The 15,453-nt window shown below is 40.0% G+C and carries 8 protein-coding genes, 3 rRNA genes and 1 other annotated feature; of the genes, 10 read left to right on the top strand and 1 reads right to left on the bottom strand.

What is annotated here, in order from left to right; genetic code table 11:
• Positions 1-71 precede the first annotated feature (71 nt).
• The 8 genes from CAR_RS12390 to rrf all read left to right on the top strand — a co-directional run bounded on the left by CAR_RS12390 (position 72) and on the right by rrf (position 11,223).
• Positions 72-761, top strand: coding sequence for a response regulator transcription factor (locus tag CAR_RS12390; protein WP_013712079.1), 690 nt, complete (start codon positions 72-74; stop codon positions 759-761).
• Positions 762-802: 41 nt separating this feature from the next.
• A complete protein-coding gene (locus tag CAR_RS12385; protein ID WP_013712078.1) occupies positions 803-1,942 on the top strand; it encodes a sensor histidine kinase in 1,140 nt (379 codons plus the stop codon).
• A 185-nt stretch (positions 1,943-2,127) separates the two neighbouring features.
• The gene (locus CAR_RS12380) at positions 2,128-3,447 is read left to right on the top strand and encodes a serine hydrolase (RefSeq protein WP_013712077.1); all 1,320 of its coding nucleotides are present in this window, start codon (positions 2,128-2,130) and stop codon (positions 3,445-3,447) included.
• 116 nt (positions 3,448-3,563) lie between these two features.
• Positions 3,564-3,802: a binding site (T-box leader), on the top strand.
• 66 nt (positions 3,803-3,868) lie between these two features.
• The gene (gene serS / locus CAR_RS12375) at positions 3,869-5,152 is read left to right on the top strand and encodes a serine--tRNA ligase (protein ID WP_013712076.1); all 1,284 of its coding nucleotides are present in this window, start codon (positions 3,869-3,871) and stop codon (positions 5,150-5,152) included.
• Positions 5,153-5,234: 82 nt separating this feature from the next.
• Positions 5,235-5,771 (top strand): peptide-methionine (S)-S-oxide reductase MsrA, encoded by a 537-nt coding sequence (msrA, locus tag CAR_RS12370; protein ID WP_013712075.1) that lies wholly within the window; start codon positions 5,235-5,237, stop codon positions 5,769-5,771.
• 528 nt (positions 5,772-6,299) lie between these two features.
• Positions 6,300-7,861, top strand: a 16S ribosomal RNA gene (locus CAR_RS12365).
• A 235-nt stretch (positions 7,862-8,096) separates the two neighbouring features.
• Positions 8,097-11,017 (top strand): 23S ribosomal RNA (locus CAR_RS12360).
• 90 nt (positions 11,018-11,107) lie between these two features.
• A 5S ribosomal RNA gene (gene rrf, locus CAR_RS12355) occupies positions 11,108-11,223 on the top strand.
• The 16S, 23S and 5S rRNA genes sit together here, the layout of an rRNA operon.
• Positions 11,224-11,976: 753 nt before the next feature.
• On the opposite strand, the gene CAR_RS12350 is transcribed toward rrf, so the two are convergent.
• Entirely contained in the window at positions 11,977-13,083 is a 1,107-nt protein-coding gene (locus CAR_RS12350) for an ABC transporter ATP-binding protein (RefSeq protein ID WP_041556727.1), read from the bottom strand.
• 233 nt (positions 13,084-13,316) lie between these two features.
• Between CAR_RS12350 and CAR_RS12345 the strand changes: the two genes are divergently transcribed.
• Positions 13,317-13,856 (top strand): dUTP diphosphatase, encoded by a 540-nt coding sequence (locus tag CAR_RS12345; RefSeq protein WP_013712073.1) that lies wholly within the window; start codon positions 13,317-13,319, stop codon positions 13,854-13,856.
• 218 nt (positions 13,857-14,074) lie between these two features.
• On the top strand, positions 14,075-15,445 hold the full coding sequence (gene radA / locus CAR_RS12340) for a DNA repair protein RadA (RefSeq protein WP_013712072.1): 1,371 nt from the start codon (positions 14,075-14,077) through the stop codon (positions 15,443-15,445).
• Positions 15,446-15,453: the final 8 nt, after the last annotated feature.

The following is a 15,453-nucleotide window of genomic DNA, read 5'->3' as shown; positions in this document are numbered from 1 at the left end:
AATAAATTCTTTAGTATTTTCTGATATGATTAGTAAAATCGGAAAAAATATGTCTAAATGAGGGATATTATATGAAAATTTTAGTAGTCGATGATGATAAAGAAATTGTAGAGCTGTTAAGTATTTATATCCAAAATGAAGGATACGAAGTAGAAAAAGCTTATAATGGAAAAGAAGCCTTAACAAAAATTAAGACCATTAAAAACATAGATTTAATGGTGCTAGATGTGATGATGCCCAACATGGATGGAAACCAAGTTGTAAAAGAAGTTCGCAAAGAGATGCAATTGCCAATTCTTATGCTTAGTGCTAAAACAACAGATATTGATAAGATTAAAGGCTTAGTAACAGGAGCGGATGATTATGTAGCTAAACCCTTTAATCCTTTAGAAGTAATGGCTAGAATCAAATCTTTATTACGTAGAAGTAATTATATGACTAACTCGCAAGAACAAAATAAACTTGAGGTTGGTCCATTGTTAATTGAAAAAGAATCACATGAAGTTCGAACAATTAATGGAGAGTTTATTCAATTAACAGCTTTAGAATTTGGGATTTTATACTTATTAGCCAGTCATCCAAATCGCGTTTTTAGTGCAGATGAAATATTTGAACGTGTATGGCAGCAAGAAAGTCTCGTTTCAGCTAAAACGGTCATGGTTCATGTCAGTCATTTAAGAGATAAGATCGAAGAAGCAACTGGCGGAGAAAAAGTGATTCAAACGGTTTGGGGAGTAGGGTATAAAATTGGTGAGCGGTAATACCGTTTGAGAAGATTGAAACACGGGAGTTGACTAGTTACTTGAAACTAACAAGGAAAGAAAAAAGTAAGTTGATCGTTGAAGGATTTATTACTATTGGATTGATCTTGATTTTGTATTATGCTGCTTTTCTTATTTTTAATCGCATGCTTGTGGATTCTCCTGAAATTATTAGAGGATTTTGGTTCTTTGGTGATGCTATTATTAGCGTTCGCGGAAATCAAATTATTTCTCTCACGCCGTTTTTTATCATTTTTTTAACAACGGTAGCAATAGGAACGATTTATTGGCGTTTAAAAAGACGCTACAAACAGATGCAGTTAAATCATATTATTAGTGAGTTGCATTATATCGCAGAAGGTCATTACGAGCATCGTATTACAACAGATTTTGGCGGAGATATGGAAAAAGTAGTAGACAGTATACATGTTTTGGTAGATAGCACAGTACAAGCAATGGAAGATGAACGCCAAATAGAACAGTCTAAAGATGAACTGATCACGAATGTTAGTCATGACATTCGGACACCATTAACTTCTATTATAGGCTATTTAGGTTTGATTGAAGAAAGACGTTATCAAAATGAAGAAGAATTATTGAAATATACTCATACTGCCTACACGAAAGCGAAACAAATGAAGGTTCTTGTAGAAGACTTATTTGAATATACAAAAGTGCGTCAAACCACTACGCCTTTAAATCTATCTGAATTTGATATGGTGCAATTATTAGAACAGTTGGTAGCGGACTTTGAATTGGAAGCAGAAAAAAGAAATATGGTAATCGAAGTGGTTACTGCTTATGAGAGTGTCCTAATGGAAGCTGATACTGAAAAATTAGTTCGTGTATTCAATAATTTAATTTCAAATGCTTTAAAGTACGGAAAAGGTGGTAAAAAAGTATTTATAGAAGTCCAAAAAGCTGGGAAAGAAGCGATCATTTCAGTAAATAATGATGGACAGCCTATTCCGCAAAAATCATTGGACCAATTATTTGATCGTTTTTACCGTGTGGAAGAGTCTCGGTCACAAGAAACAGGAGGCACCGGTTTAGGGTTGGCAATTGCTCAAAGTATTGTAGCTCTTCATGGAGGGTATATTTATGCCTCTTCTGATAGAAATTTAACTCGCTTTGTTATGCACCTGCCTCTAAAACAATTAGCTGAAAAAAATAACGACTAAATTTAAAAGGATTTTAGCTAAAACCTTTTAAAAACAACCGTCTTATATTAGTTTTAGACAAAAGAGGGTTGTTTTTTTTTGTTTATTTCGCTAACATAGAAAACGCATGTAGTCATTTATTACAAAACATCAATTAACAAATACTTAAAGAGAAAATCAAACGGACTGAGGAGACAATAAAAATCATGAAGAAATCAGCTAAAATTAGTACCTTATTTGTCACAATGCTATTGTTGGGAACTTTTTCTCCATTAATGGCTAGTACAACTGTATCGGCAGCAACAATAGAACAACCTGCTATAGAGGCAGCAGCAGCGTTTGCTATTGAACCAACAACTGGAAAAGTGTTGTTAAATCAAAATGGCGATGAAAAACTAGGTATTGCTTCAATGACTAAGATGATTACCGAATATATTTTGTTGGAAACCATTAAAAATGGCGACTTGGCATGGGATGATCAAGTTAACATTAGTGAGTACGCTCATAACATTAGTCAAAACTATGAATTATCAAATGTTCCTTTACGAATAGACGATACATATTCAGTAGAAGAACTTTACCAAGCAATGGCAATTTATTCTGCAAATGGAGCAACTATTGCACTTGCTGAACATATTGCTGGAGATGAAAAATCATTTGTCGATATGATGCATGAAAAAGTTGAATCATGGGGCATTACAAACTATGAATTGTACAACACAACAGGTTTATCTAATTCTGATTTACAAGGTAACATTTATCCAGGTAGCACTGAAGACAGTGAAAATTCGATGACTGCAAGAGAAATGTCAATCGTAGCTCAACGTCTACTGGTAGATTTTCCTGAAGTGTTAAAGACTTCTAGTATTAGTGAAAAGAAATTCAGAGAAGGTACATCAGATGAAATTTCAATGCAAAACTTTAACTGGATGCTTCCAGGATTGATTTATGAGCGTGAAAATGTTGATGGATTAAAAACGGGTACAACTGATTTCGCTGGAGCTTCAATGACAGGTACTGCTGAAGAAGAAGGCATGCGTGTTATTACAATCGTAATGAACGCAACTAATGGACAAGAAAATTTGAGCAAACGATTTGCTGAAACAGACAAAATAATGGATTGGGCATTTGAAAATTGGGATATGGTTCCTGTCTTTAAAGAAGGCCAAACGTTAGAAGATGTAGAGCCTTTAGCCGTGGATAAAGGTAAAGAGGATACTCTAAATGTAGCCGTTCAATCGGATGTGTCTTTATTGGTTCCAACAAATGCGGATAGCGAAAAGACAACTGCGACTGTCCAAGTCAAAAAAGATTTATTAAATGAAGCGGGTAACTTAACTGCACCAATTAAAAAAGGCACAGAGGTAGGAACTGCACAAGTAATCAGTGAAGGCGATGAGTTAGGATACGTTAATGGAGATAAAGGAGAAGAAGTTACAGTTGTAGCTGCTTCAACTGTTGAAAAATCCAATGTATTTGTTTTAGCGGGTCGCTGGGTGAAAGCTTTTATCAGCAACTTATTCTAAAGTGCGCCAATTAGAAATCTAATTACTTTTATAGTGAAAGGCTGGGGAAATTTTCCAGTCTTTTTTTTATTGACTTAAGTAAAGGGATTGGGTAAAATGTAAGCAACTGAATGAACACGAACGTTAGTAGTACGAACTAGTAAAATAGATTGAATACACAAAGAGAGTCAGTGGTTGGTGAAAACTGATGGTTTAATCTTTTGAATCCATCGTATGAAGTAAACAATGAACTCAATTTTTTTGATAAAATTGTTTCGGATCCAGACCGTTATCTGATTGAAAAGAGTAGAGGATTCATAGGCAATCTTCTAAATTTGGGTGGTACCGCGAACGTTGAGGCCATTTCGTCCCATGAATAATGGATCGGAATGGCTTTTTTTGTACAATCGATTAGGGATTAAAAGAAGAAAGGAAGATTGAGATGTTAGATATTAAACAATTAAGACTAGATTTTGATGCAACGGCTAAAAAGTTAGAAGCACGTGGAGTTAAACATGAGCTATTAGAGGAATTCATTACTTTAGACAGTGAAAGACGTTCTTTAATTGTCACAACAGAAGAATTAAAAAGTTACCGTAATGAAGTATCTGGTGCAATTGCAATGCTAAAACGCAGTAAAGAGAATGCAGATGAAAAAATAAAGGAAATGCGTGATGTTGGAGAAAAAATAAAAGATTTAGATGAACAATTAGCAGCAATTGATGAGAAAATAGAAACAATTGCTACTGGATTGCCAAATTTACCGCATGATTCTGTGCCAGTAGGGGCAGATGAAGCAGACAACGTTGAAGTCCGCAAATGGGGAACGCCTGTAGAAGTAGCGTTTGAAGCAAAAGCGCATTGGGAAGTTGCTGAAGAGTTAGATATTTTAGACTTTGAACGAGGAGCAAAAGTTTCTGGAAGTCGTTTTGTCTACTATAAAGGACTAGGTGCTAGATTAGAACGAGCAGTATACAATTTTATGCTAGACTTGCACACCGGTGAACATGGTTATACAGAAATGATGACACCTTATTTAGTTAATAGCGATTCAATGTTTGGTACAGGCCAATTTCCAAAATTTAAAGAAGACGTTTTCCAAATTGAAGGAACAGATCTAACACTGATACCAACAGCAGAAGTTCCTTTGACAAACTATTACCGCAATGAAATTTTAAAAGAAGAGCAACTCCCAGTATACTTTACTGCATTAAGTCCTTCATTTAGATCAGAAGCAGGTAGTGCAGGAAGAGACACTCGCGGATTGATACGCCTGCACCAATTTAATAAAGTTGAAATGGTGAAATTTAGCAAACCAGAAACTTCTTATGATGAATTAGAAAAGATGACGAACAATGCTGAAGCAGTATTGCAAAAGTTAAATCTTCCTTATCGTGTACTAGCATTATGTACTGGAGATATGGGATTCTCTGCTGCAAAAACCTACGACCTAGAAGTGTGGATTCCTGCACAAGAAACGTACCGTGAGATCAGCTCTTGCTCAAATACAGAAGCATTTCAAGCTAGACGAGCAAAAATACGTTACCGTAATGAAGAAACAGGTAAATTAGAATATGTCCACACATTAAATGGTTCAGGATTAGCAGTCGGACGAACAATAGCGGCTATTTTAGAAAACTACCAACAAGCAGATGGCTCAGTTAAGATTCCAGATGTATTGGTTCCGTATATGGGTGGCGTAACTGAAATTCGTAAAGCAGATTAAAAAGAGAGCAATTCAAAATAATGTAAACCAATAAGGTTGAGTGCTATACTCTAATCATTAGGAATAAAAGGGGGAATCGATAGTGAGTGAACAACAATTTGAACAAGCAACATTTGCAGGTGGGTGTTTTTGGTGCATGGTAAAACCATTTGAAACCCAACCAGGTATCGAATCAGTTGTTTCAGGTTATACAGGTGGTCACACGGTTAACCCAACTTATGAAGAAGTATGTAGTGAAACCACTGGTCACACAGAAGCGGTTCAGATCACGTTTGATCCTGAAAAATTTAGCTACAAAGATTTAGTAGAAGTTTATTGGCAACAAACAGATCCAACTGATGCAGGTGGACAATTTGCTGATAGAGGTCCATCTTATCGTCCTGTGATTTTCTATCATAATGAAGAGCAAAGACAATTAGCTGAAGCTTCTAAAGAAGCATTGCAAAATAGTGGTCGTTTTAAACAACCCATTTTAACTGAAATTCAACCTGCTGAACCTTTTTATCCAGCAGAAGAATACCATCAAGGGTTTTATAAAAAGAATGCAGCTCATTATTCAAGGTATAGACAAGGGTCAGGAAGAGCAAGTTTCATAGAGACAAATTGGATTAACAGTTAAATAAAAAATAATTAAGGGTAGTTTTTCATTGGAATCAATGAAAAACTACCCTTTTTGATTGATTAGTAAAAAAACTATCGAAATCTTTATTTATAAAAAAACAGTATACTGCATAAAAAGATCTAACTAAATGTAAAAAACAAAGGTAATAGTTCGTGTTTTTGTGGACAAAATAGCTTTTTGGATAAGTTTTCAAAACAATGTTCAGTTACGGAAATTTATTTATTTTATTTTCCAAAAAAGATTGACGAAACGCTAAAAACTTGTTATATTTATATACGTCGCTGAGGCAGGTTGAAACAAACCGCTAAAGTGAAGAAATAAAAATTTAAAAAGTTGTTGACAGACAACGCTGTACATGATATTATGTATAAGTTGTCACGAACAAAACAACACACTTTAGACCTTTGAAAACTAAACAAAGTAAGACGAACCAAATGTGAGGGTGACTTAGCAGTGCTAAGTCAACAGTAACAAAATTAGTGAATAATTATTCGCTAGCAATCAATATGAGCTTCAAGCATCATTTTATATGAGAGTTTGATCCTGGCTCAGGACGAACGCTGGCGGCATGCCTAATACATGCAAGTCGAACGCTTTGATTTCACCGGGTGCTTGCACCCACCGAAGTCAAAGAGTGGCGGACGGGTGAGTAACACGTGGGTAACCTGCCCATAAGTGGGGGATAACATTCGGAAACGGATGCTAATACCGCATACTTCTAATCGCCTCCTGGCGAATGGAAAAAAGGTGGCTTCGGCTACCGCTTATGGATGGACCCGCGGCGTATTAGCTAGTTGGTGAGGTAATGGCTCACCAAGGCGATGATACGTAGCCGACCTGAGAGGGTGATCGGCCACACTGGGACTGAGACACGGCCCAGACTCCTACGGGAGGCAGCAGTAGGGAATCTTCCGCAATGGACGAAAGTCTGACGGAGCAATGCCGCGTGAGTGAAGAAGGTTTTCGGATCGTAAAACTCTGTTGTTAGAGAAGAACAAGGATGAGAGTAACTGCTCATCCCCTGACGGTATCTAACCAGAAAGCCACGGCTAACTACGTGCCAGCAGCCGCGGTAATACGTAGGTGGCAAGCGTTGTCCGGATTTATTGGGCGTAAAGCGAGCGCAGGCGGTTCTTTAAGTCTGATGTGAAAGCCCCCGGCTCAACCGGGGAAGGTCATTGGAAACTGGAGAACTTGAGTGCAGAAGAGGAGAGTGGAATTCCACGTGTAGCGGTGAAATGCGTAGATATGTGGAGGAACACCAGTGGCGAAGGCGACTCTCTGGTCTGTAACTGACGCTGAGGCTCGAAAGCGTGGGGAGCAAACAGGATTAGATACCCTGGTAGTCCACGCCGTAAACGATGAGTGCTAAGTGTTGGAGGGTTTCCGCCCTTCAGTGCTGCAGCTAACGCATTAAGCACTCCGCCTGGGGAGTACGACCGCAAGGTTGAAACTCAAAGGAATTGACGGGGACCCGCACAAGCGGTGGAGCATGTGGTTTAATTCGAAGCAACGCGAAGAACCTTACCAGGTCTTGACATCCTTTGACCACCCTAGAGATAGGGCTTTCCCTTCGGGGACAAAGTGACAGGTGGTGCATGGTTGTCGTCAGCTCGTGTCGTGAGATGTTGGGTTAAGTCCCGCAACGAGCGCAACCCCTATTATTAGTTGCCAGCATTCAGTTGGGCACTCTAGTGAGACTGCCGGTGATAAACCGGAGGAAGGTGGGGATGACGTCAAATCATCATGCCCCTTATGACCTGGGCTACACACGTGCTACAATGGATGGTACAACGAGTCGCAAGGTCGCGAGGCCAAGCTAATCTCTTAAAGCCATTCTCAGTTCGGATTGTAGGCTGCAACTCGCCTACATGAAGCCGGAATCGCTAGTAATCGCGGATCAGCACGCCGCGGTGAATACGTTCCCGGGTCTTGTACACACCGCCCGTCACACCACGAGAGTTTGTAACACCCGAAGTCGGTGAGGTAACCCTTTTGGGAGCCAGCCGCCTAAGGTGGGACAGATAATTGGGGTGAAGTCGTAACAAGGTAGCCGTATCGGAAGGTGCGGCTGGATCACCTCCTTTCTAAGGAATATAACGGAAACCCACACATTCGTACTTACTTTGTTTAGTTTTGAGAGGTCTAATCTTCTCAAAAAACGCAACTTTGGTTGCGGCAATACGTTGTTCTTTGAAAACTGGATAAAGTTAAAAAGTGTAATTCAAGTAACAAACCAGAAACACACCGAAAAGTTTTAAAAATGAGTTTTTTTAAGGTTCTCATCGAAAGATGAGGTTTAAAAATTAACTGTTAACCATAGGTTAAGTTAATAAGGGCGCACGGTGAATGCCTTGGCACTAGGAGCCGATGAAGGACGGGACTAACGCCGATATGCTTTGGGGAGCTGTAAGTGAGCTTTGATCCAAAGATTTCCGAATGGGGGAACCCAGCATCTTTTATAGGATGTTACTGCTGACTGAATACATAGGTCAGTAGAGGTAGACGCAGAGAACTGAAACATCTAAGTACCTGCAGGAAGAGAAAGAAAAATCGATTCCCTGAGTAGCGGCGAGCGAAACGGGAATAGCCCAAACCAGAAAGCTTGCTTTCTGGGGTTGTAGGACTGAACACATAGAGTCATAAATGAGATTGGTAGAAGAAGCGACCTGGAAAGGTCTGCCGAAGAAGGTAAAAGCCCTGTAATCGAAACCAATTTCACTCTGATCAGTATCCTGAGTACGGCGGAACACGAGAAATTCCGTCGGAATCCGGGAGGACCATCTCCCAAGGCTAAATACTCCCTAGTGACCGATAGTGAACCAGTACCGTGAGGGAAAGGTGAAAAGAACCTCGGAAGAGGAGTGAAATAGCCCCTGAAACCGTGTGCCTACAAATAGTTAAAGCCCGTTAATGGGTGATAGCGTGCCTTTTGTAGAATGAACCGGCGAGTTACGATCCCATGCGAGGTTAAGTTGATGAGACGGAGCCGCAGCGAAAGCGAGTCTGAATAGGGCGAATGAGTATGTGGTCGTAGACCCGAAACCAAGTGATCTACCCATGTCCAGGTTGAAGGTGCGGTAATACGCACTGGAGGACCGAACCCACGTATGTTGAAAAATGCGGGGATGAGGTGTGGGTAGCGGAGAAATTCCAATCGAACTTGGAGATAGCTGGTTCTCTCCGAAATAGCTTTAGGGCTAGCCTCGGAATTAGAATCATGGAGGTAGAGCAACTGTTTGGACTAGGGGCCCTTCTCGGGTTACCGAATTCAGATAAACTCCGAATGCCATTGATTTATATCCGGGAGTCAGACTGCGAGTGATAAGATCCGTAGTCGAAAGGGAAACAGCCCAGACCACCAGCTAAGGTCCCAAAGTTTATGTTAAGTGGAAAAGGATGTGGAGTTGCTTAGACAACTAGGATGTTGGCTCAGAAGCAGCCATCATTTAAAGAGTGCGTAATAGCTCACTAGTCGAGTGACCCTGCGCCGAAAATTTACCGGGGCTAAACATAACACCGAAGCTGTGGATAGAACCATTGGTTCTATGGTAGGAGAGCGTTCTAAGGGCGTTGAAGCTAGATCGTGAGGACTAGTGGAGCGCTTAGAAGTGAGAATGCCGGTATGAGTAGCGAAAGACGGGTGAGAATCCCGTCCACCGAATGACTAAGGTTTCCTGGGGAAGGCTCGTCCTCCCAGGGTTAGTCGGGACCTAAGTCGAGGCCGAATGGCGTAGACGATGGACAACAGGTTGAGATTCCTGTACCAGTTTGTTTTGTTTGAACAATGGAGGGACACAGTAGGCTAAGGAATACGCGCTGTTGGATATGCGCGTCCAAGCAACAAGTTTTGAAGTGAGTCAAATGCTTGCTTCTTTAAGAACAAGTTGTGATGGGGAGGGAAATTAAGTACCGAAGTTCCCGATGTCACACTGTCAAGAAAAGCTTCTAGTTAGAAACAAACTGCCCGTACCGCAAACCGACACAGGTAGTCGAGGAGAGAATCCTAAGGTGTGCGAGAGAACTCTCGTTAAGGAACTCGGCAAAATGACCCCGTAACTTCGGGAGAAGGGGTGCTGACCAATTGGTCAGCCGCAGTGAATAGGCCCAGGCGACTGTTTATCAAAAACACAGGTCTCTGCAAAATCGTAAGATGACGTATAGGGGCTGACGCCTGCCCGGTGCTGGAAGGTTAAGAGGATGGGTTAGCTCTCGGGCGAAGCTCAGAATTGAAGCCCCAGTAAACGGCGGCCGTAACTATAACGGTCCTAAGGTAGCGAAATTCCTTGTCGGGTAAGTTCCGACCCGCACGAAAGGCGTAACGATCTGGGCACTGTCTCAACGAGAGACTCGGTGAAATTATAGTACCTGTGAAGATGCAGGTTACCCGCGACAGGACGGAAAGACCCCATGGAGCTTTACTGCAGTTTGATATTGAGTGTTTGTACAGCTTGTACAGGATAGGTAGGAGCCATTGAAGCCAGGACGCCAGTCTTGGTGGAGGCGTTGGTGGGATACTACCCTTGCTGTATGACCACTCTAACCCACAGCCCTTATCGGGCTGGGAGACAGTGTCTGACGGGCAGTTTGACTGGGGCGGTCGCCTCCTAAAGAGTAACGGAGGCGCCCAAAGGTTCCCTCAGAATGGTTGGAAATCATTCGCAGAGTGTAAAGGCATAAGGGAGCTTGACTGCGAGACCTACAAGTCGAGCAGGGACGAAAGTCGGGCTTAGTGATCCGGTGGTTCCGCATGGAAGGGCCATCGCTCAACGGATAAAAGCTACCCTGGGGATAACAGGCTTATCTCCCCCAAGAGTCCACATCGACGGGGAGGTTTGGCACCTCGATGTCGGCTCATCGCATCCTGGGGCTGTAGTCGGTCCCAAGGGTTGGGCTGTTCGCCCATTAAAGCGGTACGCGAGCTGGGTTCAGAACGTCGTGAGACAGTTCGGTCCCTATCCGTCGCGGGCGTAGGAAATTTGAGAGGAGCTGTCCTTAGTACGAGAGGACCGGGATGGACACACCTCTGGTGTACCAGTTGTTCTGCCAAGGGCATTGCTGGGTAGCTATGTGTGGACGGGATAAACGCTGAAAGCATCTAAGCGTGAAGCCCCCCTCAAGATGAGATTTCCCATCACGTAAGTGAGTAAGACCCCTGAGAGATGATCAGGTAGATAGGTTGGAAGTGGAAGTATAGCGATATACGGAGCGGACCAATACTAATCGGTCGAGGACTTAACCAAAGCAATACCCGGTGTACGAAGGTAAGCAAACGAATTACACTTTAAACTTTATCCAGTTTTGAGAGTCCAACGGACTTTCGATTGAAATTGTGTGGTGATGATGGCAAGAAGGTCACACCTGTTCCCATGCCGAACACAGAAGTTAAGCTTCTTAGCGCCGATGGTAGTGAAGGGTTTCCCTTTGTGAGAGTAGGACGTTGCCACGCAAATCAAAAAGACATCATCCTCGGATGGTGTCTTTTTTGTATTTGTTGTTAAGTTTGATTAACAAATGGTTGTTTGACAAATCGTGTGGATGCTTCAAAAAAAATTTCTTCGAAGTGCTAACGGTTTCTAATTCTCATTGAATCCTATTAAGGCTACAAGCAACCTTATTCCTCTAGAAATTTTTGGTGAATAGTTTGATTCATCTATCAACACTAAAAATTATAGACCCTAACAAATTGTGTCACGTGAAACAATTTGGAAAATACAACTAGAGGCTGGGACAAAAATCCCAGCCTCTTCTCTATATACGAATATCTAGTCTAAAACGTGCTCCAAAAAGCAGACCCGACGTCCACTTCACAAATAATGATCGATGGTCGATGACCATACTGCACTTATTCGTGAAGTGATTCAGGGCTAAACGCTTTTTGTCCCACTTTCTTTATACGATAAATAGATAGAGACGATCCCTAGTGAAAATAAACAAAATGCATAAAAATTAAAAACATTATTGAAGCCTGCAGAAGAGGATTGTTCTAATCCATATATATAGACATGCAGCCACAAAGCACAACAAATAGCAATAACGCCACTTAAAAATTTTATGTCACGGGGAAACTCCTTTCCTGGAAAAAATGATAGGGAGCAAACTATGTACTACATTTAAACAAAAAAACACACTCCCAAAGTCAGCTTTTTTACACTAACATTGGGAGTGTGTTACTATTTATTTTGAGTTTACTATCTATTCATTAATAGTTAATGACATCTTGAGTATCTGTATCAAAGAAATGTGCTTTGTTTAAATTAAAGGATAAATCAATAAATTCCCCAGGATTATGGAAGTCTCTAGCATCAACTTTTGAAATGAATTCTGTGCCATCAACTTTAGTATAAAGCATAGTCTCTGCTCCAAGTAATTCAGACACGACAACCTCAGCATGAACGATACTATTTGGATTAGCATCTAAAACAATTTGTTCACTATGAATGTCTTCAGGACGAATACCAAAAATAAGTTTCTTACCTTCATATCCTTTAGCGGCAAGATTTTTTGCATTTCTTTCGTCAAGTGTAATAGACAACCCTTTACCATTAGAGATAATATTATTCGTTAAAGTAACATCGAAGAAGTTCATTGCTGGAGAACCAATAAATCCTGCAACAAAGACGTTAACTGGTGTATTATAGACTTCTTTAGGTGTTCCGATTTGCTGAACGAATCCGTCTTTCATGATAACGATACGATCTGCCATCGTCATTGCTTCTGTTTGGTCATGTGTTACGTAAATCGTAGTTGTGTTTAAACGACGGTGTAATTTTGCAATTTCAGCACGCATTGCTACACGTAATTTAGCATCTAAATTTGATAAAGGTTCATCCATTAAGAATACTTTAGCATCACGAACAATAGCACGTCCTAATGCTACACGTTGACGTTGTCCACCAGATAGAGCAGCAGGTTTACGTTTCAAGAACTCTGTTAGCCCTAAAATTTCAGCAGCTTCTTCAACACGTTGTTTGATTTCCTCTTTTTTGTATTTACGTAATTTCAAACCAAAAGCCATATTATCATATACAGTCATATGAGGGTATAAAGCATAGTTTTGGAAAACCATTGCGATGTCACGATCCTTAGGAGCAACATCATTAACTAGTTTATCTCCAATATATAATTCTCCTTCTGAAATATCTTCCAGTCCAGCAACCATACGTAAGGTAGTTGATTTCCCACATCCTGAAGGACCAACAAATACAATGAACTCACGATCCTTTATATTTAAATCAAAGTTTGTTACTGAATAATTTTCGTTATTCTCATATTTTTTATTAATATTTTTAAGTGCGATTTCTACCATTTGGTTCACTGTTCCTCTCTATTAATAGAATAGTTAAGTTCTTATAATGTAATCATAATGTAAACGCTACCTTTCCAAAAGGGGAAACTGCACAAAACAAGCAAGCGTTATTTGTGCAAGTTGCCCATAGAAAGACCAGGGAGAAATAAAATAGAGTGAATCGCTAGTTGGCGTATTTTTTGTTATAATTAAACAGTTAATGAATAGGATATGAAATGAGGAAATTTATAATTATGGAAAAGAAACGTGGATTTGAAGTAATATCAGCTTATCAAACAAAAGGGATTCATTTACCAGTAAGAGCAACAAATCATGCAGCAGGTTATGATTTTGAAGCAGCGGAGGATATCATAGTGCCTTCTATTTGGAAAGTTGTAGTAAAAAGCATTGCCCGGGTAATAAAACAAAAGAAATCAGATTTAACATTTATAGAAGAAGATAAAAAGTATTTAAAGTCAACCTTAGTCCCAACCGGTATTAAAGCTTATATGGGAGAAGATGAGTACCTACAATTGGCCAATCGTTCAAGTAACCCAATTAAACATCAATTGATTTTACCAAACGGAGTCGGTATTATTGATTCAGATTATTACAATAATGAAAACAATGAGGGGCACATCTATTTCCAATTTATTCATTATGGATTAACCGATCATGTAATAAAAAAAGGAGATCGAATTGGCCAAGGTATATTTATGCCATTTTTAAAAGCCGATACGGACAAAGCGAATGGAAAAGTTCGTTCAGGCGGTTTTGGTTCTTCGGGTAGATAATAGAATCATTTGAATAGATGGATGATTTGGTTTGTTGAATAATTGAAATGTTGAATCGATTTATGAATAGGTACAAGGAGTTAAAGCAAGATTATGAATTTCAGTTGAAGAATGCTTGAATTAATCTGCCTTTTATCTGTTTCAATGCCTATTCTAATCGCATTTATGTTAAAATAAAATAAATCGTTTTTAAAAACTCAGAAGGTGAGGCTGAACAGGTGGCAAAAAAGAAAATTACTAAATTTGTCTGCCAAGCATGTGGTTATGAATCACCAAAATGGATGGGACGCTGTCCAAACTGTGGTAGTTGGAATCAAATGGAAGAAGAGATAGTAGCGGATAAAAATGATCGTAGAAGTCGTGTAAGTATGACTGGTAAAACCGCTAAAGCTGAAGCAATTCAAGACATCACAGTATCTAAAGTTCCTAGAGTAAAAACAAAGTTAAAAGAATTAAACCGTGTTTTAGGAGGCGGAGTAGTACCGGGCTCGTTGGTTTTAATAGGTGGGGATCCTGGTATTGGAAAATCTACACTCTTGCTGCAAGTTTCAGCTCAGTTAAATTTAGCTGGCGGAAAAGTTTTATATGTAAGTGGTGAAGAAAGCTCAAGTCAAATTAAAATGCGTGCGAACCGTTTGGGTGTAAAGGGTGCAGATTTTTATATTTACCCTGAAACGGATATGGGTGCAATAAGGCAAACAATCGAGGACTTAAAGCCTGATTATGTTATTATTGATTCTATTCAAACCATGAACCAAGCCGATATTACAGGAGCAATAGGAAGTGTTTCCCAAGTTAGAGAAAGCACAGCTGATCTATTGAAAATTGCCAAAACGAATAATATTGCTATTTTTATTGTAGGACATGTTACAAAAGAAGGATCTATTGCTGGTCCACGGATGTTGGAGCACATGGTAGATACGGTATTATATTTTGAAGGAGAAAGACATCATACTTTCCGTATTTTAAGAGCGGTTAAAAATCGCTTTGGTTCAACTAATGAAATTGGGATTTTCGAAATGCGCGAAGGCGGTTTAGTAGAAGTACTGAATCCTTCGGAAATGTTTCTCGAAGAACGTTTATCTGGAGCTACAGGTTCTGCTGTAGTGGCTTCAATGGAAGGTTCACGTCCCATTTTAGCTGAAATCCAATCGTTGATTACACCGACTGCTTTTGGAAATGCTCGTCGGACAGCTAGCGGGTTAGATTATAACCGTGTGTCTTTAATTATGGCTGTTCTAGAGAAGAGAGCAGGGCTAATGCTGCAAAACCAAGATGCCTATTTAAAATCAGCAGGTGGCGTTAAATTGGATGAACCAGCAATCGACTTAGCTATTGCTATTAGTGTGGCATCCAGTTACCAGGAAAAAGAAACAAAAGAAACCGATTGTTTTATTGGTGAAATTGGGTTAACTGGAGAAATTAGACGAGTCAGCCGGATTGAACAACGGGTAAATGAGGCTGCTAAATTAGGGTTTAAACGGATTATGATTCCTAAAAACAATATTGGTGGTTGGACGTTCCCTGAAAATATAGAGGTTATTGGTGTTATGACGATAGCTGAAGCTATAAAGAAAGCTTTTTCTTAAGTACAAAT

The sequence above is a fragment of the Carnobacterium sp. 17-4 genome (assembly GCF_000195575.1).
GTDB lineage: Bacteria > Bacillota > Bacilli > Lactobacillales > Carnobacteriaceae > Carnobacterium_B.
Note: the sequence above shows the minus strand (reverse complement) of the source record. Positions and strands in the feature narration are given on the sequence as shown.